Origin of the sequence: Elioraea sp. (assembly GCF_051860475.1) — a bacterium.
GTDB lineage: Bacteria > Pseudomonadota > Alphaproteobacteria > Acetobacterales > Acetobacteraceae > Elioraea.
Map to the genome: position 1 here is coordinate 967 of NZ_JBHYDW010000073.1, position 21,019 is coordinate 21,985.

General features: G+C 69.8%; 21 protein-coding genes and 1 tRNA gene. 14 read left to right on the forward strand and 8 right to left on the reverse strand.

Going from position 1 to position 21,019, the window contains the following annotated elements; all coding sequences use genetic code 11:
* The first annotated feature begins 323 nt into the window (after positions 1-323).
* Complete coding sequence (locus ACTIFU_RS13600) at positions 324-803, forward strand: GGDEF domain-containing protein (protein WP_439578854.1); 480 nt, start codon at positions 324-326, stop codon at positions 801-803.
* On the opposite strand, the gene aspS is transcribed toward ACTIFU_RS13600, so the two are convergent.
* Complete coding sequence (aspS, locus tag ACTIFU_RS13605) at positions 804-2,588, reverse strand: aspartate--tRNA ligase (RefSeq protein WP_439578855.1); 1,785 nt, start codon at positions 2,586-2,588, stop codon at positions 804-806. It lies immediately after the preceding gene.
* 305 nt (positions 2,589-2,893) lie between these two features.
* Positions 2,894-3,550: a lipoyl(octanoyl) transferase LipB gene (lipB, locus tag ACTIFU_RS13610; RefSeq protein ID WP_439578856.1), complete on the reverse strand. Its 657-nt coding sequence runs from the start codon at positions 3,548-3,550 to the stop codon at positions 2,894-2,896.
* Between the two features lie 29 nt (positions 3,551-3,579).
* Here lipB and ACTIFU_RS13615 point away from each other — a divergent pair.
* From ACTIFU_RS13615 to ACTIFU_RS13635, 5 genes are all read left to right on the forward strand, one after another.
* Positions 3,580-3,666, forward strand: a tRNA-Leu gene (locus ACTIFU_RS13615).
* 63 nt (positions 3,667-3,729) lie between these two features.
* Entirely contained in the window at positions 3,730-4,938 is a 1,209-nt protein-coding gene (locus ACTIFU_RS13620) for an RHS repeat-associated core domain-containing protein (protein ID WP_439578857.1), read from the forward strand.
* 435 nt (positions 4,939-5,373) lie between these two features.
* Positions 5,374-5,679, forward strand: a complete 306-nt coding sequence (locus ACTIFU_RS13625) for a hypothetical protein (RefSeq protein ID WP_439578858.1) — start codon at positions 5,374-5,376, stop codon at positions 5,677-5,679.
* Positions 5,680-5,706: 27 nt separating this feature from the next.
* Complete coding sequence (locus tag ACTIFU_RS13630) at positions 5,707-7,983, forward strand: NADP-dependent malic enzyme (RefSeq protein ID WP_439578859.1); 2,277 nt, start codon at positions 5,707-5,709, stop codon at positions 7,981-7,983.
* Between the two features lie 120 nt (positions 7,984-8,103).
* Complete coding sequence (locus ACTIFU_RS13635) at positions 8,104-8,667, forward strand: hypothetical protein (RefSeq protein ID WP_439578860.1); 564 nt, start codon at positions 8,104-8,106, stop codon at positions 8,665-8,667.
* Between the two features lie 41 nt (positions 8,668-8,708).
* On the opposite strand, the gene ACTIFU_RS13640 is transcribed toward ACTIFU_RS13635, so the two are convergent.
* Positions 8,709-9,452 carry a FadR/GntR family transcriptional regulator gene (locus ACTIFU_RS13640; protein WP_439578861.1) on the reverse strand — a complete coding sequence of 248 codons (744 nt, stop codon included), beginning with the start codon at positions 9,450-9,452 and terminating at the stop codon, positions 8,709-8,711.
* Positions 9,453-9,579: 127 nt separating this feature from the next.
* Between ACTIFU_RS13640 and ACTIFU_RS13645 the strand changes: the two genes are divergently transcribed.
* From ACTIFU_RS13645 to ACTIFU_RS13680, 8 genes are all read left to right on the forward strand, one after another.
* On the forward strand, positions 9,580-10,554 hold the full coding sequence (locus ACTIFU_RS13645) for a Bug family tripartite tricarboxylate transporter substrate binding protein (RefSeq protein ID WP_439578862.1): 975 nt from the start codon (positions 9,580-9,582) through the stop codon (positions 10,552-10,554).
* Positions 10,551-11,729, forward strand: coding sequence for an enolase C-terminal domain-like protein (locus tag ACTIFU_RS13650; protein ID WP_439578863.1), 1,179 nt, complete (start codon positions 10,551-10,553; stop codon positions 11,727-11,729). Before ACTIFU_RS13645 ends, ACTIFU_RS13650 begins: the two co-directional genes overlap by 4 nt.
* A gap of 122 nt (positions 11,730-11,851) precedes the next feature.
* Positions 11,852-12,571, forward strand: coding sequence for a VWA domain-containing protein (locus tag ACTIFU_RS13655; RefSeq protein WP_439578864.1), 720 nt, complete (start codon positions 11,852-11,854; stop codon positions 12,569-12,571).
* Positions 12,571-13,305 carry a DnaJ domain-containing protein gene (locus ACTIFU_RS13660; RefSeq protein WP_439578865.1) on the forward strand — a complete coding sequence of 245 codons (735 nt, stop codon included), beginning with the start codon at positions 12,571-12,573 and terminating at the stop codon, positions 13,303-13,305. Before ACTIFU_RS13655 ends, ACTIFU_RS13660 begins: the two co-directional genes overlap by 1 nt.
* Before the next feature lie 2 nt (positions 13,306-13,307).
* Complete coding sequence (locus ACTIFU_RS13665) at positions 13,308-14,183, forward strand: isocitrate lyase/PEP mutase family protein (protein ID WP_439578866.1); 876 nt, start codon at positions 13,308-13,310, stop codon at positions 14,181-14,183.
* 58 nt (positions 14,184-14,241) lie between these two features.
* Complete coding sequence (locus ACTIFU_RS13670) at positions 14,242-15,315, forward strand: tartrate dehydrogenase (RefSeq protein ID WP_439578867.1); 1,074 nt, start codon at positions 14,242-14,244, stop codon at positions 15,313-15,315.
* A gap of 137 nt (positions 15,316-15,452) precedes the next feature.
* Entirely contained in the window at positions 15,453-16,076 is a 624-nt protein-coding gene (locus ACTIFU_RS13675; protein WP_439578868.1) for a PEP-CTERM sorting domain-containing protein, read from the forward strand.
* A gap of 107 nt (positions 16,077-16,183) precedes the next feature.
* On the forward strand, positions 16,184-16,624 hold the full coding sequence (locus tag ACTIFU_RS13680) for a nuclear transport factor 2 family protein (protein WP_439578869.1): 441 nt from the start codon (positions 16,184-16,186) through the stop codon (positions 16,622-16,624).
* Positions 16,625-16,683: 59 nt separating this feature from the next.
* On the opposite strand, the gene ACTIFU_RS13685 is transcribed toward ACTIFU_RS13680, so the two are convergent.
* The 5 genes from ACTIFU_RS13685 to ACTIFU_RS13705 all read right to left on the reverse strand — a co-directional run bounded on the left by ACTIFU_RS13685 (position 16,684) and on the right by ACTIFU_RS13705 (position 20,764).
* Entirely contained in the window at positions 16,684-17,448 is a 765-nt protein-coding gene (locus tag ACTIFU_RS13685; protein ID WP_439578870.1) for a CHAP domain-containing protein, read from the reverse strand.
* 302 nt (positions 17,449-17,750) lie between these two features.
* Positions 17,751-18,101, reverse strand: coding sequence for a RidA family protein (locus ACTIFU_RS13690; RefSeq protein WP_439578871.1), 351 nt, complete (start codon positions 18,099-18,101; stop codon positions 17,751-17,753).
* A gap of 73 nt (positions 18,102-18,174) precedes the next feature.
* On the reverse strand, positions 18,175-18,462 hold the full coding sequence (locus ACTIFU_RS13695) for a hypothetical protein (RefSeq protein ID WP_439578872.1): 288 nt from the start codon (positions 18,460-18,462) through the stop codon (positions 18,175-18,177).
* A gap of 38 nt (positions 18,463-18,500) precedes the next feature.
* Positions 18,501-19,475 carry a Gfo/Idh/MocA family protein gene (locus ACTIFU_RS13700; protein ID WP_439578873.1) on the reverse strand — a complete coding sequence of 325 codons (975 nt, stop codon included), beginning with the start codon at positions 19,473-19,475 and terminating at the stop codon, positions 18,501-18,503.
* Positions 19,475-20,764, reverse strand: coding sequence for an MFS transporter (locus tag ACTIFU_RS13705; RefSeq protein ID WP_439578874.1), 1,290 nt, complete (start codon positions 20,762-20,764; stop codon positions 19,475-19,477). The genes ACTIFU_RS13700 and ACTIFU_RS13705 overlap by 1 nt, the downstream gene beginning before the upstream one ends.
* Between the last annotated feature and the right edge of the window lie 255 nt (positions 20,765-21,019).

The following is a 21,019-nucleotide window of genomic DNA, read 5'->3' on the forward strand; positions in this document are numbered from 1 at the left end:
CGCGTGCGGCAGACCCTGCCGGGCGGATCGGGCCGACCGCGCGCCGCAACGGGGGTTTCGGGCGGTCTGGGCGGTGGCATGGCGATTGCCAGGATGCCGAGTGCGAGACCTTTTCCCCGCACGGCTCAATTGACCGCCTCGGCTCTACTACCTATGGTCGCACGTCGGGCTCTGTAACGCGTCCAACGGTGGAAGCCGGGCGGCACTCCGGAAGGTGCCTTATGCCGCTCGACACACTCCCCCCGCCTGCCGACCGCGTTGCTGCCCGCAGTCCGCGGCCGGGGCGCGACCGCCTTCTGCCCGAGACGTGGTGGAGCGCGCCGGTGGCCAAGCCGAGCAGCGACGAGACCGATCCGTTGACCGGGCTGTGCAACCGGCAGGGCCTGCTGCGCCGGCTCGAGGACCGCCTGGAGGCCGCGCGGCGCAACGGCGAGGTCGGCGCGGTGATCTTCTGCGACCTCGAGGCGCTCGGCGTGATCGGCGAGCGGTTCGGGCCCGCGGCGGGCGAGGCGGCGCTGCGCGTCGCCGGCGAGGCAATCGCGGACGCGGTGCGCGGCATCGACTCGGTGGGGCGGATCGACGGCGGTGCCTTCGCGGTGCTGCTCGGCCGGGTCGCCGCCGACCAGGCGCTCGCGATCGCCGCGCGGGTCAGCACCGAGGTCCGCGGCCGCCGACTGACCTGGGATGAGATGACCGTTCCAGTCGCGGTCTCCGTCGGGATCACCACCTTCACCGGCAGCGAGCAGGCCGAGGCCCTGCTCAACCGCGGCGAGCGCGGCCCCCGCGCCTCCGACGCGGCCTGATCAGCCCTTCTTCACCGGCGGCAGGTCGAGCCGGATGTAAAGTTCCTTCAGCCGCTCGGGCGGCACCGGTGCCGGCGCCCCCATCATCAGATCCTCGGCCTGCTGGTTCATCGGGAACAGGATGACTTCCCGGATGTTCGGCTCGTCGGCGAGCAGCATGACGATCCGGTCGATCCCCGGCGCCGAGCCCCCGTGCGGCGGCGCGCCGTAGCGGAACGCGTTCAGCATGCCGCCGAACCGCGCCTCCACCTCCTCCTGCGGATAGCCCGCGATCTCGAAGGCGCGGATCATGATGTCGGGGCGGTGGTTGCGGATCGCGCCCGAGGAGAGTTCCACGCCGTTGCAGACGATGTCGTACTGGAACGCCTTGATGGCGAGCGGGTCCATCGAGTTCAGCGCCTCGAGCCCGCCCTGCGGCATCGAGAACGGGTTGTGGCTGAACTCGATCGCGCCGGTGTCCTCGTTGCGCTCGTACATCGGGAAGTCGGTGATCCAGCAGAAGCGGAATGCGTCCGGCTCGATCAGGTCGAGCTCGGCGGCGATGCGCGTGCGCACCTTGCCGGCGAAGGACGCGGCCGCCGCCGGCCTGTCGCAGGCGAAGAACACCGCATCGCCGTCGGTAAGGTCGAAGGCGGCCTTGATCATGGCCGCGCGTGCGGTTTCGAGGTTGCGCGCGATCGGCCCCTTGGCCTCGCCGCCCTCGAAGGTGATGTAGCCAAGGCCGCCCGCGCCTTCGCTGCGCGCCCACTCGTTCAGCTTGTCGAAGAAGCTGCGCGGCCGGGATGCGGCACCGGGGGCCGGGATCGCGCGCACCACCGAGCCCGCCTCGATCGCGCGCGCGAACAGGCCGAACCCGCCGCCGGCGAACGCGTCCGTGACGTCCTTGATGCGCAGCGGATTGCGCAGGTCCGGCTTGTCCGAGCCGAACTCCAGCATCGCCTGGTCATACGGGATGCGCGGGAAGGGCGGCGGCGTCACCGCGCGCCCGTCGGCGAACTCCTCGAACACGCCGGCGAGCACGGGCTCGACCGCGGCGAACACGTCCTCCTGGGTGACGTAGCTCATCTCGAAGTCGAGCTGGTAGAACTCGCCCGGGGACCGATCCGCGCGGCTCGCCTCGTCGCGGAAGCAGGGCGCGATCTGGAAGTAGCGGTCGAACCCCGCGACCATGCAGAGCTGCTTGAACTGCTGTGGTGCCTGGGGCAGCGCGTAGAACTTGCCTGGGTGCAGGCGCGAGGGGACGAGGAAGTCGCGCGCCCCCTCGGGGCTGGAGGCGGTCAGGATCGGCGTCTGGAACTCGATGAAGCCCTGCTCGATCATGCGCCGGCGGATCGAGGCGATCACGGCGCTGCGCAGCACGATGTTCCGGTGCACGCGCTCGCGGCGGAGATCGATGAAGCGGTAGCGGAGCCTGAGCTCCTCGGGGAATTCGGCATCGCCCGCCACCTGGATCGGCAGCACCTCGGCGGCAGACTGCACCTCGAGTTCCGCGGCGCGGAGCTCGATCTCGCCCGTGGGCAGCTTCTGGTTCACGGTATCGGGCGTGCGCCGCACCACCGTGCCGGTGACGGTGATCACGCTCTCGGGCCGCACCCGCTCGGCCTCGGGCAGCAGCGGCGAGCCCGCGTCGATCACCACCTGGGTCAGGCCGTAATGGTCGCGCAGGTCGATGAACAGCAGCCCCCCGTGGTCGCGCTTGCGATGCACCCATCCCGAGAGACGCGCGGTCTGGCCGGCATGCTCGGCGCGGAGCGCGCCGCAGGTATGGGTGCGGTAGGGGTGCATGGGGCGACCGATCCGGCGCGTGGTACAGGGGTCGCGAAGGAACCGGCCGCGGGGCGGGAAGTCAAGAAGTGGGCGTGAAGCACCTGCCCCTTCACCTTTTGGGCCGCGTCTTCTGTGTGGGGTTCGCGGCATGCGGCGGACGGGAGACCGCACGCCCTGAGGGCCACCAAGCCTGTGGTTGAGCGAGGGTCTTCCCCCGCGCTTCCATCGATCCCGACCAGTCGCTCGGGTGGCCACACGGCGAGCCGGCCCACCCCTGCCCCCTTCCGTTCGGGTGAGGGAGGGAGCACGGGGCTTGGCGAACGCTACCCGAACACCTCGCCGAAGGTCGCGATCAGCGCCGTGTCCACCTCCGCCATGGACGCGGTGATGCCGAGGGCCGCGAGGCTGGTCACGCCGTGCCCGCGCACGCCGCAGGGCACGATGCCGCCGAAATGCGACAGGTCCGGCTCGACGTTCAGGGCGAAGCCGTGCCACGTCACCCAGCGCGTCACCCGTACGCCGATCGCGCCGATCTTCGCCTCGGTGCCAGCGCGCCGGTCCGGCACCCAGAGACCTATGCGGTCGGCCCGTGTCTCGGCCCGCACGCCGAGCCGCTCCAGCGCCGCGATCAGCCAGGCCTCCAGCCCGTGCACATAGGCGCGCACATCCGGGCCGCGGCGCCGCAGGTCGAGCATGACGTAGCCGACCCGCTGGCCCGGGCCGTGATAGGTCCACTGCCCACCCCGCCCGGCGCGGACGGTCGGGAAGCCGAACGGATTGAACAGGTCCTCGTCCCGCGCGCTGGTGCCGGCCGTGTACAGCGGCGGATGCTCGACCAGCCAGACGCATTCGGGTGCGGCGCCGGCATGGATCGCCGCGACCCGCGCCTGCATCGCCGCGACCGCTTCCGGGTAGGGCGTGAGCCCCTCGGCGATGCGCCATTCCAGCGCGCTGGCCGGCGTTGCGGGTGCGAGGTCCATCCGCTATACCGCCGCCCTCGGCTGGCGGCGCGGTCGTGGCGGAACTGGTAGACGCGCAAGCTTGAGGTGCTTGTGGGGGAAACCCCGTGGAAGTTCGAGTCTTCTCGACCGCACCAGCCGCTCCTCGACAATCCTGCTTCGACGCCCCGTGCTGGGTTCCCTAGCGCGATCGGCGCCGTGTGTCGAAGGCCGGCGCGGCGAGCCCGTCCTACGATGCGAACGGCAACCTGATCGGCGACGGCTCGGCGAGCTACCGCTACGATGCGCAGAACCGTCTGGTGGGGTTCACGCAGGGGTCGGTGGTGGTGAGCTACGACTACGACGTGGAGGGCCGCCGGGCGAGCCGGACGGAGGGCGGGACGACGAGGCGCTCGCTGTACGCGCTGGGCCAGGAGATCGCGGAGTACGCGGACGGGGTGCTGGCGGCGCGGCACGTGCCGGGCCCTGGGCTGGACGAGCCCTTGGCGACGGTGACGGGCGCGCCGGGGTCGCGGGTGCGGGCGTGGTACCACACGGACGCGCAGGGCTCTGTGATCGCGCGCAGCGACGGGTCTGGTGCGGTGCCGGCCGGGGAGCGGTTCAGCTACACGCCGTATGGCGTGGCGGGGTCCGGCTCGGGCTCGGCCTCTGCGTTCCGGTTCGTGGGTCGTCGGCTGGAGCCCCCGGTGGGGCTCTACGACATGCGCGCGCGGGTCTATGCGCCCGGGCTCGGGCGGTTCCTCCAGCCCGACCCGATCGGCACCGACGGCGGCATCAATCTGTATGCCTATGTGCGCAATGATCCGCTGAACCAGGCGGATCCGACCGGACTGTTCGCGCATGCCATCGCCGGGGCCATCATTGGTGTCGGCGTTGAGGCCGTGGCGCAATTGGTCCTGCATGGGCAGATCCAATCCTGGGCCACGATCGGGACGGCGGGGCTCGCTGGAGCGGCATCGGGCGGAACAAGCGCGGTCACGCAGGGGATGTCCCTGACGAGCAGGATCGCCTTCAACAGCTATGCGAATGCCCAGATCGGCGGAGCGCTCTACGTTTCGAATCAGATCGGAAGCAACGTTGCGCCAGGGGCATTCGGAGCGCCGACTCCCTTCTCCGGTGGAGCGATGGGCGTGTATGCGGCTGGCCAAGCACTCGGTGGCGCGCTGGGCGCCGTTGCAGGTGCGTTTGGAGCTCGTGGTGTCGATGCCATCTTTCGTTCGCCGGTCGTAACCCGTGCAGCAGAGTTGCTCGGTGGCATCGCCGGGCAGTTGGGTGTTGGTCTTGGGCAAGCTGCGGTCCTAAACCGACTTCAATCTCCCACTCCTGCTGCCGCTCCTGCAGCTGCTCGTGGCCCGACAGTTCCGACCGACGGTCTCTATATCGGACAATACGCGTTTGGGCTCAAATAGACGCAAATGGCATGCAAATGGCGAGATCGTACTTGATTATTTTTTGGGGATTTATTCTATCTTCCAAGATAATTGCGTCTTCGTGCTTTCGATTTGTGTGCATATGCGCCGTTGGCGCCGCTGTTGGGTTTTCCGTATATATTTCGTGGGTGTTTGTTCAGTGGTTATTCGGGTTCGGCGTGCTGCCTCTTTCTATTCTGTATGTCTTGTTAGGCTTTGGAATTGCTTCTGGAGGTTGTATTCTCTTTTATCTTTCTGCCGTCGCCCTGAAGGCGGCCTCTAGGAAACGCGCTTTAAGTATGAAGGATATTTCCCTACTACCTCTGTTGTCTGTACGCCAGTTAATCGACGAAGGTTTCGAGTTATCCAAGGAAGAACGTGTACGACGAAAGTAGCACATCCAATCTGGGAGACACGACCCGCCTGGGCGGGTATGTGTACGACACGGCGTCGCGGCGGCGCTCGCTGGACCGGCACACCGGGGCGGTGACGCGCTGGGCCTGGCGTCCTGACGGTCTGGTGCAGGACCTCGAACACAGCTTCGCCAGCGGCACGCCGGTCCGCTTCACGTATCTGTACAACCGCGAGGGCGGGGTGCCGGCGCGGCTGCTGAACGATGCGGCGTACCAGGCGACACTGGCCTTGCAGGCGAGCACCGGCTACACCGCGAACGCGCTGACGCCAGCCCGTGCGCCATGGGGGTCGCCCCGCCTCGCTCCACGCGCTATGGCGGTACGATAGAACGGACCTGGAGTGAGGGAACACCCGATGGAGCGCGAGGATTTCCGCAAGGCGGCACTCGACTACCACCGCCTGCCCAGGCCCGGAAAGCTCAGCGTCGAGCCGACCAAGCGGCTCGCCTCCAACCACGACCTTGCCCTCGCCTACTCGCCCGGGGTCGCGGTCGCCTGCGAGGCGATCGTCGCCGACCCGGCCACCGCCTTCGACTACACCGCGCGCGGCAACCTGGTCGCGGTGATCTCCAACGGCACCGCCGTGCTGGGGCTCGGCGCGATCGGGCCGCTCGCCGGCAAGCCGGTGATGGAGGGCAAGGCGGTGCTGTTCAAGAAATTCGCCGGCATCGACGTGTTCGACCTGGAGGTCGACGCACTGGACCCCGACCGGTTCTGCGACGTGGTCGCGGCGCTGGAGCCCACCTTCGGCGGGATCAATCTCGAGGACATCAAGGCGCCGGAATGCTTCGTGATCGAGGCGGAACTGCGCCGGCGGATGAAGATCCCGGTGTTCCATGACGACCAGCACGGCACCGCGATCATCGTCGCCTCGGCGATCCGCAACGGGCTGATGCTGCAGGGCAAGCGGATCGAGCAGGCGCGCCTCGTCACCTCGGGCGCCGGCGCGGCGGCGCTCGCCTGCCTCGACCTGCTCGTCGCGATGGGGCTCAGGCCCGAGAACGTCACCGTCACCGACATCAAGGGCGTGGTGTTCGAGGGGCGCAGCGAGCTGATGGACCCCTGGAAGGCGAAATGGGCGCGGCCGACCGAGGCGCGCACGCTCGCCGAGGTGCTGCCCGGCGCAGACATCTTCCTCGGCCTCTCCGCCCCGCGCGTGCTGAAGCCCGAGTGGCTCGCCACCATGGCGGAGAGGCCGCTGATTCTCGCACTCGCCAACCCCGAGCCCGAGATCATGCCCGAGCTCGCCAAGGCCGCGCGGCCTGACGCGATCATCTGCACCGGGCGGTCGGACTATCCGAACCAGGTCAACAACGTGCTCTGCTTCCCCTTCATCTTCCGCGGCGCGCTCGACGTGGGTGCCACCACGATCAACGAGGCGATGAAGATCGCCGTCGTCGAGGCCATCGCCGCGCTCGCGCGCGAGGAGGCGTCCGACGTGGTCGCCGCCGCCTATGGCGGGCACGCGCCCGGTTTCGGTCCCGAGACGATCATCCCCAAGCCCTTCGACCCGCGGCTGATCCTGCGCATCGCGCCGGCTGTCGCGAAGGCGGCGATCGAGAGCGGGGTGGCGACCCGCCCGATCGAGGATTTCGCTGCGTATCAGGCCCGGCTCGCGGGCTTCGCCTACCGCTCCGGCCAGCTCATGCGCCCGGTGTTCGCCTCGGCCGCGCAACGGCCGATGCGTGTCGTCTATGCCGAGGGCGAGGACGACCGGGTGCTGCGCGCCGCCCAGATCGCGCTCGACGAGGGGATCGCGCAGCCGATCGTGGTCGGACGGCGCGAGGTGATCACCTCGCGCATCGCAGCACTCGGACTGCGCCTCAGCGAGGGCGAGGGGCTCACCATCCGCGACCCCGTCGCCGACGAGATGTTCGGGCCAATGTGCGAGTCCTATCACCGCCTGGTGGAGCGCAGGGGCATTCCGCCCGACACCGCCGAGCGCCAGCTGCGCACGCGCCCGAGCGTCGGCGCCTGCATGCTGCTGATGGCGGATCATGCGGATGCGGCGATCTGCGGCACGATCGGTCCGTGGATGCGGCACTGGGAGCGGGTGCGCGACATCGTCGGCCGGCGCCCGGATGTCGGCCGCGTCGCGGCGCTCTCGGGGCTGATCCTGCCGGCCGGTCCGATCTTCGTCGCCGACACGCATGTGAACCCCGACCCCACGGCGGAGCAGATCGCCGAGATCGCCGGGCTCGCGGCCGAGCAGGTGCGCCGGTTCGGCATCGAGCCGAAGGTGGCGCTGGTGAGCCACTCCAATTTCGGCTCCTCCGGCTCGGCCTCGGCGAAAAAGATGCGGGCCGCTCTCGGGCTGATCCGCGCCCGCTATCCGGAGCTGGAGGTCGAGGGTGAGATGCACGCGGACGCCGCGCTGATCGAGCCAGTGCGAATACGCATCTTTCCCCGCTCGCGGCTCAAGGGGGTGGCGAACCTGCTGATCATGCCGACGCTGGATGCCGCCAACATCGCCTTCGAGTTGCTCAAGGCCGGGGCGGACGGGCTGCCGGTCGGACCTCTGCTGCTGGGGATGAACCGGCCGGTGCACATCCTGAACCCGACGGTGACGGCGCGTGGCATTCTCAACGTCACCGCGCTCGCGGTGCGCGAGGCGCAGGAGCGGGCGGGGTGACGGGAAGGAACGGGGCCAGAGCGGAAGCCGATATACTGCCGCATCATGGCAGGGAAGCCTTCTGACGAGGAGGTGCTCATCTTGCGCTATCGATGGCGCGGAGAGCGGTGGAAGTTCTTTGTGCTTCTGCTCGCAGTATTGCTAGCCTTCATGGTCTCAACTTATTGGGTCCTGAAGGATGTGTTCGCTCTTTGGGGTGATGAAACGCAACGGCTCGCACTCGGGCGGAGCCGATATTTGATCTTGATTCCAGCCGTTTTCAGCTTCGTAGCATTGTTCCCGGGCTGGCGCGTTGTGCGATCCTATTCCGGCAAGTTTATAGTAAATCGGCAAGAAATTATTGAAGAACTCCTGTTAGCCCGAAACCGGCTCCTATGGATGGACATCAAACGAGTTGAACGGATCATACAGAGCGATCGAAACTCGACCATGCGATTTATCGACCGTCGTGGCATTCGTTTTGTCGGCCCAGGCGGTGCGATCATCGCCTACGAGGAACTCGATAGATTCGACGAATTGAGCCGCTGTGCCACCGCCGAATGCAAGTCCCGCGGCATTCCGATGTCCGAGAAGGACTCGAGTTGGCAAGTTCACTGGAGCTGGAAGGGCAGTAAGTGGAAACAGGTACCGGGCGGCGAGGGCTGGCGGCGCATCTTTGTCGAGCGACCGATCGACGAGCTGTAGCTCTGGGCAATGAAAGGGACGCGGTCGCAGCGTAGCCCCCCTCACAGCGCCGCCGGCGAGCACTCCTCCTCGTCCTCGCCGAACACGGCAGCAGCCACCGCGTCGATGTGCTCGCGCATCACGCGCCGCGCCGCCTCCGGGTCGCGCGCGCGCAGCGCCGCCACCAGCCGCTCGCGCACGCCGGTGCGCGCCGCGCATTGCGCATCGGTCTCGGACTTCGCGCGGATCGTGCGCCACATCGCGTGGTTCCGGCTGTCGAGCAGGCGCGGCATCAGCTCCGTGAGCGGCGCGATCCCGGCGGTCTCGGCGAGCGCGATATGCCACTCCACCGCCTCCTCGGCGAAGGGCAGGTCGGCGGCGGCCGCGGCGGCGATGGCGCGGGCCGAGCGGTCGAGCGCGTCGATCTGCTCGGGCGTCGCCACGCGCGCGACCTCGGCGGCGATCTCGGGCTCGACGAGCCGTCGCGCGCGCAACTGCTCGCGCGGCCCCGGTCCCGGATCGCCCCGCCGGGCCCAGGGCAGCGGCGCGCCGCGGCGCGGCCGGCGCAGCACGAACAGCCCGCCGCCGCTGCGCGCGATCACGATGCCCGCCGTCTCCAGCGCGACGATCGCCTCGCGCACGGCCGGGCGGCTCACGCCCAGGCTGCGCGCGATCTCGCTCTCCGCCGGCAGTCGGCCGCCGACGGGGATGTCCTGGTCGAGGATGAAGGCGGCCACGCGCGCGGCGATCTGCTCGTAGAGCCGCGACTGCCGCACCGGCGCCGCGGTCGGGAAGGATCGGGCCATGGCGATGCAGATGGCACGCTCGGTCAGAGTCTGTCGAGTATCTTTACAGTCAAGCTGTCAGACAGCTATCATCCAGGCACCGGCGCACCACCCACCGACGCCGGCGGGACGGAAACGGAGACCCACCATGCTCACACGACGCCACCTGGTCGTGGCCGCCGCCCTCGCTCCGGCCCTGCCGGTATTCGCCCAGGCGCCTGCCTACCCCTCGCGCCCAGTGCGCGCGATCATTCCCTTCGCCCCGGGCGCCGCGACCGACATCCTCTCGCGGCTGATGGCCGAGCAACTCGGCGCGGCCCTCGGCCAGCCTTTCGTCGCCGAGAACCGCACGGGCGCGAACGGCGCGATCGCCGCCGAACTGGTGGCGCGCGGGCCGAAGGACGGATCGATGATCCTGACCGGCACGTTCAGCACCCACGCGACCAACCCGCACATCTACCCGCGCTTTCCGTATGACCCGGTGGCCGACTTCGCGCCGGTGGTGCTGATCGCGACCGTGCCGCAGCTGCTGGTGGTGCATCCCGGGCTCGGCGTGTCGAGTGTCGCGGAGCTGCGCGCCGCCGCGGCTGCGCGCCCCGGCCAGATCATCGCCGCTTCGGGCGGCACCGGCTCGTCGCAGCACCTCTCGGCGGTGCTGTTCGAGCGCGCGGCCGGGGTGAAGCTCGAGATCGTCAACTACGCGCGCGGCTTCGCGCAGGTGCTGCCCGACCTGCTGGAGAACCGCGTCAACCTTACTTTCGGCGATCCGCTGGCGCTGCTGCCGCTGGTGCGCGAGGGCAAGCTGCGCGCGCTCGCGGTCACCGGGCGCGAGCGGAGCCACCTGCTGCCCGACACGCCCACCATGGCGGAGGTCGGGTTGCCCGACGCGACCTCGCTCACCTGGTACGGGCTGTTCGTTGCCGCCGGCACCGATCCCGCGATCGTCGCCAAGCTCGGCGACGCGGCCGTGGCAGCGATCCGCAGGCCGGAGGTGGCCGAACGCATCCGCTCCCTCGGCGCGATCCCGGCGGGGCTCGGCCCGGCAGAGTTCGGCGCGTTCCAGCGCGCCGAGCATCAGCGCTGGGGCGAGGTGATCCGCGCGGCCGGAATCCGCGTGGAATGATCGCCACGGCACGGATCGACCGCGTCGAGCTGCACGAGTTCACCTACCGGGCGGAGGGTTTCGGGCGCGACGCGCACGGCGCGCTCTGCTGCGAGCCCGGCGGGGTGCAGACCATCTCCGCCTTCTGCCTGGTGATCCGCACGGCCGACGGGCTCCGCGGCGAGTACTGCCCGATGCACAGCGGCAAGAACCCGGCGATCGCCGCGCAGGTGGCGGCGCTGGCGCCGCGGCTGATCGGCCAGGACGCCTTCGCGCGCGAGGGCATCTGGCATGCGCTCCGCTGGTCGCAGCGGCATCTCGGTGCGGTCGGGCTCTCGGCGATCGATGTCTGCCTGTGGGACCTCGCCGGCAAGGCGGTCGGGCAGCCGATCGCGCGGCTGCTGGGCGGGTATCGCGAGCGCCTGCCGGCCTATGCCAGCACGGTGCATGCTGACCGCAACGGTGTGCTGTCCTCGAAGGAGGCCTTCGCCGAGTTCGCGCTCGCCTGCCGCGCGCTCGGCTATCCCGGGTTCAAGATCCATGGCTGGGGCGAGGGCGATCCGCGCGAGGAGGCGGCGAACCTGCTGCATGTGCGCGCCGCGATCGGCCCCGACATGGCGCTGATGATCGATCCGGCCTGCACGCTCCGCACCTACGCCGATGCGCTGCACCTTGGCCTCGCCTGCGACGAGGCACGCTGCTTCTGGTACGAGGACCCGTTCCAGGACATGGGAACGGCGCCGACCGCGCATCGGCGCCTGCGCGAGCGGCTGCGCACGCCGCTGCTGCTGACCGAGCATGTCCGCACGCTCGAAGCGAAGGTGGCGTGGGTCCAGGAGGGGGCGACCGACTTCCTGCGCGCCGACCCTGAGTACGACCAGGGCATCACCGGGGCGATGAAGACCGCGCATCTCGCCGAAGCCTACGGGCTCGACGTCGAGCTGCACGCGGCCGGCCCGGCGCAGCGGCACGCGATGGCCGCGATCCGCAACAGCAACTTCTACGAGGTCTCGCTGCTCGCCCCCGGACGGCGCAACCCGATCCCCGACATCTATGCCTGCGGCTACTCCGACGAGCTCGACTGCGTTGGCGCGGACGGGTGCGTGCCGGTACCGACCAGGCCGGGGCTCGGCGTGACCTATGACTGGGACAGGATCGCGCGCTGCACCGTCTCGGTCCGGCACTGGCCAGCCTAGCGAGGGCGGCCCCTCAGGGCGGCTGTTGCTGCATCGCGGCAGCGTCCCTGACGCAGTTGCGTTCCCCGCCCGATCCACTGCGGCTTTCCAGGCGGCCCCTCTCAGCTTATCTGAGAGAGCGGATGACCGGGGACCGTCGCCTCACCGACAAGCCGACCAGCGCCGCCGTCTCGGCGTTCCTCAAGCGCGTCCAGACCATGCCCGCGGTGAGGGCCGGCTCGGGGCGGCGCGGGCGGCTGCTGTTCACCGTGGATGCCACGGCCTCGCGCCAGCCGACCTGGGACCGCGCCTGCTTCCTCACCGGCCACATGTTCGAGGCGACACGCGCGCTCGGCGGCCTCTCCATGAGCCTCGCCTACTACCGCGGCTACGGCGAGTTCTTGGCGACGCCCTGGCTTTCCGACGTGGACGAGATCACCCGCCGCATGACCACCGTCTCCTGCCTCGGCGGGCAGACCCAGATCCAGAAGGTGCTCGACCACGCGATCGCCGAGACGCGCAAGGAGCGCGTGAATGCGCTTGTGTTCGTCGGCGACGCGGTCGAGGAGAACGTGGACGTGCTCGCGCATCGGGCGGGGGAGCTCGGCATGCTGAATTGCCCCGGCTTCTTCTTCCACGAGGGCGGGGACCCCTTCGCCGAGCGCTGCTTCCGCGAGCTTGCGCGGCTCTCGGGTGGCGCCTACGCCCCGTTCGACCTCTCCTCGGCCGACACGCTGCGCGATCTGCTCACGGCCGTCGCGGTCTACGCCGCGGGCGGTCGCGACGCGCTCGCCAGGCTTCCCTCGTCGCGCAGCGGCGGCGCGGCGGCGCTCTTGACGCACCAGCTCGCCGGACGGCGCTGATGTTCTGGTTCCTTGCCGGGATCGCGGCGGTGGCGCTGCTGATCTGGTCGGCGCGCGCCTTCGCCCACGCCCGGATCGAGACGATCAAGACGGTCCTGAAATGGACGGCGATCATCGTCGGCGGTGGGCTCGCGCTGTTCCTGCTGTTCACCGGCAAGGGCGGGCAGGCGTTCTTCCTCGCCATCGTGCTCGGCCCGCTCTTGATGCGCTGGGTGAACCAGTGGAAGGCGAAGCGCACCTTCGGCGCCGGCGGGCGGCGGGAGAGCCGCGCGAGCGAGGTCGAGACCGCCACCTTGCGCATGCGGCTGGATCACGACACGGGCACGATGTCGGGCACGGTGCTGCGCGGCGTGTTCCGCGGCCGCGAGCTCGCCGAGCTCGGCCTGCCCGATCTGATCGAACTGTGGCTCGACTGCCGCGCGACCGACACCGAAAGTGTGCCGCTTCTGGAGGCGTGGCTGGATCGCGCTTTCGGCGACTCCTGGCGCGATGCGGCCGAGGATGCCGCCGGCGAGGCGCGGGGCTCGTCGCGCGAGGGCGGCACCCGCACCACCACAGGCGCGATGACGCGCGAGGAGGCCTACGCGATTCTCGGCCTCAAGTCCGGGGCGGCCGACGAGGAGATCCGTGAGGCGCATCGGCGGCTGATGCGCACGGCGCATCCGGATCACGGCGGGTCGGACTGGCTCGCCGCGCGCATCAACCAGGCCCGCGACCTGCTTCTGGGAGGATGAGCATGACGGACTTCGCCGCGCGCCGGGCGGCGCTCGCCGCGCGCCTGCGTGCGAAGCAGTTCACCGTGGTTCCCGGCATCTACGACATGATCTCGGCGAAGCTGGCGGATCGCGCCGGGTTCCCGGTGCTGTACATGACCGGCTACGGCACGGTTGCGAGCCTGCTCGGGCTGCCGGATGCGGGGCTGGCGAGCTACACCGAGATGGTGGAGCGGGCGGGGCGGTTCGCGCACGGAATCTCGGTGCCGCTGATCGCCGACGGCGACACGGGCTATGGCGGGCTCTTGAACGTACGCCACACGGTGCGCGGCTACGAGGCGGCGGGCGTGGCGGCGATCCAGATCGAGGATCAGGAGTTCCCGAAGAAGTGCGGGCACACGCCAGGCAAGCGCGTGGTGCCGCTGAAGGAGGCGGTACGGCGCATCGAGGTGGCCGTGGACAGCCGCAGTTCGGCCGATTTCCTGATCGTCGCGCGCACCGATGCCCGCGCTCCGTTGGGACTGGACGAGGCGTTGCGGCGGGCGGAGGCGTTCGACCGGGCAGGCGCGGACGTGATCTTCCTGGAGGCGCCGGAGAGCGAGGCCGAGATCGCGGCGACGATGCAGGTCACGTCGAAGCCGGTGCTGCTGAACCTTGTGGAAGGTGGCAAGACGCCGATCCTGCCGCCTGATCGCCTGCGTTCACTGGGCGTCACGATCGCGCTGCACCCCACCGCCGGATTCCTGGTCGCCGGCGAGGCGTTGCGGCGCGGTTACGCGGCGCTGGCGGAGCGCGAGACGACGCTCGACCTGCCGGTGCCGTTGCACGACTTCCGCGCCTTCTCGGAGATGATCGGCTTCCCCGACGTCTGGGCGTTCGACGCGCGCTGGGCGGAGTAGTGCAGGGGGTGTGGGGGACCAGCGTGGTCCCCCACTGGTTCTGTGGAGGATGGTGAGCATGCGCGAGTATGCGATCGCGGCGATCCCGGCCGACGGCATCGGCCCGGAGGTGATCGCCGCCGGGCTCGAGGTTCTTCGCGTGCTCGATCAGCGCGACGGCGGGTTCCGGCTGAAGGTGGAGGAGTTCCCCTGGGGCTCGGAGTTCTACAAGCGCCACGGCGTGCTGATGCCGGCGGATGGACTCGATAGGTTGCGTTCCTTCGATGCGATCTATTTCGGCGCGGTCGGCGCGCCCGACGTGCCGGATCACGTCACGCTCTGGGGCCTGCGGCTGCCGATCTGCCAGGGTTTCGACCAGTACGCGAATGTGCGTCCCACGCGCATCCTGAAGGGGCTGACCGCGCCGCTGCGCCACTGCGGCCCGGGCGATCTCGACTGGGTGATCGTGCGCGAGAACTCGGAGGGCGAGTATGCCGGCCATGGGGGCCGGGCGCATCGCGGCTTTCCCGAGGAGGTCGCGACCGAGGTGGCGATCTTCACCCGCGCGGGCGTGAGCCGGATCATGCGCTATGCGTTCCGGCTGGCGCAGTCGCGGCCGCGCAAGCTGCTGACGGTGGTGACGAAGTCGAATGCGCAGCGGCATGGCATGGTGATGTGGGACGAGATCGCGGCCGAGGTGGCGGCGGATTTTCCGGACGTGACCTGGGACAAGATGCTGGTCGATGCGATGACGACGCGGATGGTGCTGAAGCCGGCGAGCCTCGACACGATCGTGGCGACCAATCTGCATGCGGACATCCTGTCGGATCTGGCGGCGGCGCTGGCCGGCAGTCTCGGCATCGCGCCGACCGCGAACATCGACCCGGAGCGGCGCTTCCCGTCGATGTTCGAGCCGATCCATGGCTCGGCGTTCGACATCACCGGCAAGGGTATCGCCAATCCGATTGCGACATTCTGGACCGGGGCGCAGATGCTGGAGCATCTGGGCGAGGGCGCGGCGGCGGCGCGGCTGATGCGCGCGGTCGAGCGGGTGACGGAAGCGGGCATCCTGACGCCCGATCTCGGCGGCAAGGCGACGACGCGCGAGGTCACGGACGCGGTGTGCGAGGCCTTGCGTGGGGAGAACGTTTGACCCGTTGCGGCGGTGGGTCTTGATTTCGCAGCCATTTCTGAAGCGACCGATTCAGAACGACTCCTGCTGCATTCTGGAAATCACGCCGACACACCGGCGCCGCATGGTGCCTCCAGCCATTCTCTGGAGGAACTCCCATGCGCACCCGTCTCCTCGCTGCCGTCGTCGCGGCGTGCCTGCACGGCACGGCCAATGCAGCCGTCACACTCGACCAGTCGCTCACTGGTACCACCGACATGCACGCGCGCTTTTCGGTCGCCGGCCAGGACGCGTTCCGCCGCGCGCAGACCTTCACCGTCGGTGTCGAGGGCAATCTGATCCAGGTGGATATCGAGCTGCGCGACGCCGGCGCAACCACCTTCGTCGGCCTGAATGTCCTCGCCACCGTGAACGGCGTGCCGACCGATACCGTGATTGCGACCGGCAGCTTCCTCTACGAAGCCGGGGGATATGCGGTGTTTGGCGTGGCACCGCTGTTCGTCTCGGTCGGCGATGTGCTCGCGATCGAACCGCTGGCTGCGACGGAGCAAGGGGTGCTGAACTGGGTCGGGAATCCGAGCGATGTGTATGGCGGTGGGGCGGACTTCTACATCAACGCCGCATACTCGCCTGATTTCCAGCCGAGCGGCTACGACATGCACTTCCGCACCTGGGTCGCGCATGTTCCGCCGCGCGACATCCCTGAGCCGGGCTCGATGGCGTTGCTGCTGGCGGGGCTCGGGACGCTCGGCCTCGCGCGCAGTCGGCGCGCGATCCGCTGAGCGCGGTATGGCCCCGCGCCGCCGCTTTGCTACTCTCCGGCGCGGACCGTCAACGGGAGACGACGCATGCGGCACGGGGCTCTCGCAGCGCGCGGAACGACGCGGCCATGACTCTGCCACCCGGGGTGCCGCCGCCGGCGCTGATCGAGGACGCGGTGCTCGGCGCCAACCAGGCGTTCTATGAGGCGTTCAACGCGCGCGACCCGGCGGCGATGGACGCGCTGTGGTCTCAGGAGGCGCCGGTGGCCTGCATTCACCCCGGCTGGAACCCGATGACCTCTCGCGAGGAGATCGTCGCCGCCTGGACCGCGATCCTCTCGAATCCCGAGGCGCCCGAGATCACGTGCGAGGACCCGGAGGTGATGCTGCACGGCGACATCGCCTTCGTGATCTGCCACGAGCGCGTCGGCGGCGCCCTGCTCGCCTGCACCAATGGGTTTCGGCTGGAGGACGGCGTCTGGCGGATGGTGCTGCACCAGGCCGGGCCTGTGGGCGAGGAACCGACGCAGCGTGCCCCGGTCGCGACGCGGTCGCGACGCATCCATTGATGCCCGACGCGTCTCCGCGCGTCCACTGACACCTGACGCGCCGAGGCGCGTCGGGGGGCTCAGCGGAGCGAGCGGTGCGGCGCGCCCCAGAGCAGCATGTCGTCGCCGAAATCGCGCGCGACGACCTGTCGCTGCGCGACTGCCGGCGCGGCGGCAGCGGGTGCCGCGCGCGCCGGCCGGTCGGTCGCCTCGGCGAGCTCGACCAAGTCCCGGGCATCAAGCCCTGCGCCGGGCTGGCCGACATACGCCGGCGGCCGGGCTGCGGCGGCGGCGGCGCGGGCGTTGACGCGGGCGACCGCCCCGGAAACGTTCGCGCCCCGCGCCGCGGTGAGCACCGTCTCCGACACCGGGCGCGGATAGATGAAGCCCCAGGTCGGGTAGATCCGGCCATAGCCCGAACCGCGGCCGTGGATCTCCACGCGCACCGCGGTCCAGTCGTTGCCGGTCGAAACGTCGATCACGGAGACGTTGCGGGCGACGCGTCCCTTGGGCACCCCAGGGCCGGGCCAGTTGGCGTGATCGACCAGCAGCTCGCGCGCCGAGACAATCTTGCTCACCACCGAGATATGGCCGAGCCGCATCGCGCCGGAAGGCTTGAAGGTCAGCACCGAGCCGACCTCGGGACGGCTGCCGCGCTCGTAGCGACCCTGGGCCTGCGCCCACCAGGTGCGGGCGTTGCCGACGATGTCGATGCCGGAGAGGTGGCGCGCGAAGGGGACGCATTGCAGGCCGACAGACGCCGCCGCGCGGGCGGCCTGCTGGCGGCTGGCCTGGGCGTCTGCACTCGAGACGGGGATCGTGGCGACGAGAAGCGAGGCGAGCAAGACAACGCCCCGGAGGCCGCAACGATCCACGCGCATGGCTGAGTTTCTCCCGAGTCGTGACGAAAGCCGTCGGGAGGAGGCCGCGGGATCGCGGGCGAGGCAACCGCCTGCGGTGCCTGCCACTGTATTGCCCCAGTGTTTCCTCTGTTTCGGCTGTGGACACACGACTGAAATAGGATGGAAAGCCTATAACGCCGTGTTTCGTTGTGTTTCGCCCATCGCTCACCGGCAACGAGAAACCCCCTGCCGGCGGTTCGGCAGGGGGGTGCGACCACTCGGTACGGCCGTGTGCGCGGCGGTGGCTACTTGCAGGCCACGACCATGATCTCGACCAGCATCGCCGGCGTGGCAAGCTTGGACTCGACACAGGCGCGGGCCGGCGCCATGCCGGGCGGCACCCACGGCGTCCAGACCTCGTTCATCGCGTCGCGCAGCTTGATGTCGGAGAGCCAGATCTGGGCTGACAGCAGCCGGGTCTTGTCGGTGCCGCGCTCCTCGAGCAGGGCGTCGATCTGGTCCAGCACATCCTGCGTCTGGCCCTTGATGTCCTTCGACGTGTCCTTGGCGGTCACGCCGCGCAGGAACACGAAGCCGTGGTAGTCGACGGCATCCGAGTAGATCTTGCCCGAGTTCACGCGGTCGATCCGGCTCATGCGCCCTCTCCCCTCATTGGTTGGTGGAACGCCGCGGAGTGTAGAGGCCGGCGCCGGGCGGGCAACCGGGGTGTCAGAACCGCGGCAGTTCGGGCGCGGCGGTGGTGACCACGCAGCGGCAGAACGGGCAGACCGACAGCCGCTCCACCGCCTCCGCCACGTCCGGCGGCGGGTCGCGGCCCTCGAGCAGGGCCGCGATCTCGGCGCGGAGCTCGTCGTGGATCGGCGAGCGGGAGCAGGCCGCATTGGCCGACCAGTCCGCGGCGGACGGCGCGTCGAGCGGCTCGACCCGGAAGGCGCGCGCGGGCGAAGCGACAGCAGCGGTCGCGAACAGGCCGAGCAGGACGCGTCGGGTGCTCATGACGTCAAGTGTAGCCCGCTACTGCGGTACACCGCACGTCACGGCACGGCGATCCAGCCGGCGCTGCGCGCGCCCTTCGCCACCGCCTCGAACATCGCCGCGGAGTGCACGGCCTCGTCGAGCGTCAGCGGATAGGCCGGCCCCCCAGCACAGGCGGCGGCGAAGGCTTCGAGCTCGGCACGTTCGACATTGGTCGGCTCGAACTTGATGTGCTCGTGCGGCTTGCCTTCGCGGCCGACCACCAGCTTGTCGGTGCCCCACATCTCGACCCAGGCGTCAGCGCCGAAGACCTGCACGCGCCAGAGCCGCGGCACGGCGGCGAGCGTGGTCAGCGAGCCCGTGACGCCGCTCTTGAACCGCACCAGCGCGGCAGTCGTGTCGTCGAGCCCGTTGGCAGCCACGCGCGCGTGGCTCACCACCGACACCTCGGCCATTGGCCCGCACAGGTTCTGGAACATGTCCAGCATGTGAATGCCCATGCCGGCGAGCCCGCCCGCCGGGCTCTCGGACGGATCGGCGCGCCACATGCCGGGCTTGTAGCCGAGCGCGCCGGGCCCGGAGATGTTGCCCTCGATGTGGCAGAGCGTGCCGAGCGCGCCCTCGGCGATCATTTGCTTGAGCCGCGCCACCGCGGGCTGGAAGCGGCGGTTGTGGCCGAGCGCCATCACCACGCCCGCCTTGCGCACGGCCGCGACAGTCTGTTCGGCGGAGCCTTTGGTGAGCGTGAACGGCTTCTCGATGAAGATCTGCTTGCCGGCGGCGGCGGCGGCGATCACCTGCTCGGCGTGCCGGGAGTGGGGCGTGGCCAGCACCACGGACTGCACGGCGGGATCGGCGAGCACTGCCTCGTAACTGTCCAGCATCCGGATGCCCTGCGCGCGGGCCCAGTCGGCGGCCTTCTCCGGGCTGCGGGTGCAGCCGGCGACGAAGCGGATCGCCTCCGACCTGCCCTGCACGCTCTCCACCAGCGTGCGGCCCCAGCGGCCCATCCCCACGATCGCGGCGTCGATCATCAGATCCCTCCCTTCTCCGCGGGCGGGGGCGGCTTCGGGCCGATCCCCCGCTCCATCACGACGGCGACACGGCGCTGCCGCCGCATCCCCCACCACCACACCGGCAGACAGAACGCCGACGCGCAGGCCACGGCGAGCCGCAGCCCGATCGCCTCGGCGAGCGCGCCAAGGCCCAGCGCGCCCACGGCAGGGCAGGCGCGGATGATCAGCCCCCAGAGCGAGAGCACACGCCCGCGCATCGCGCGGTCAGCCGTCCCTTGCACCAGCGTCTGGATCGCCACGCCATGCACGATCTGTGCAGCGGCGGCAATGGCCGCGCCGAGCAGGCCGATCTCGAAGATGCTGGTCGCGACGAACAGGAACCCGCCGATGGCCATCACGAAGCCCGAGCCGATGCCGATCAGGGTAAGGCCCCGCGTGCCGCCGCGCGCGGCGAGCAGCGTGCCGGCGATCAGCGCCCCAGCGCCAGTGACGGAGGCGAGCATCGCCAGCCCTGGCGCGCCGCGCTGGAACACCGCGTCGGCGAAGGCCGGCAGGAGCTCGAGGAAGGGTCGTGCAAACACGCCCATCAGAGCGGCGAACAGCAGCAGGGGCCCGATGCCGCGATGGCGCGCGGCGTAACGGAATCCGTCCAGCGTCTCGGCGCGCAGGGACCGCGTCGGCGCATGGCCGAGGCGCTCGGACGGCGCGATGCGCAGCATCAGCAGCGACAGCGAGGCAAAGATGTAGGCCGCACAGTTCACCAGGATTGCCGGCGCCACACCGGCCCAGACGATGATCGCCCCGGAGATCGCCGGGCCCGTGAAGCGCGCGACGTTGAAGGTGAGCGAGTTGAGCGCGACCGCGGCCGGCAGGTCCTCGCGCGGCACCAGCGCCGGGATCAGCGTCTGCCGGGCGGGCTGGGTGAAGGAGTTGGAGATGCCGACCACGATCTCGAGCACCAGCAGAAGCTCGATCGTGATCAGGTTGGTCAGGACGAGGACGCCAAGCGTCAGGGACTGGAGCGCAGTGACACTCTGCGCCGCCATGGTCAGGCGGATGCGATCGGTGCGATCGGCGACCGCGCCGGCGATCGGTGCGACCACCACAGCCGGGGCGAGGTCGCAGAACACGACGAGCCCCAGCCAGAACGGCGAGTAGGTCAGCTCCCAGGCGAGCCAGCCGACGGCGATGCGCTGGATCCACATGCCCGTCCAGGCGAGCAGGCTGCCCGCGTAGAACACGCGGCCGTTGCGGCGGCTGAGGGTTCGGCCGAGGGAGCGGAGTCCCGCGGGGGCGCGGAGGGGCATGGGTGGCGCGACTGTCGCCCCGGCCCGGACGGGGCACAAGGCCGCGGCGCACAGGGGAGAGGCGCCCGCAGAGCGGCACCCGCATGCTGGAGCGTTTTCCACAAGAGTGGAAACCGCTCTGGGCATTCTCTGCGAGCATCTTCACGTAGCGGGCTGATTCCAGCCGTGTGCGATCTGCTCTAAGAGCCCATCCGGGAAGAAGTTGAGTCGTTTGAATCGGCTGTGATTCGCTGCGTCAGCAGACGATTCGCGGAG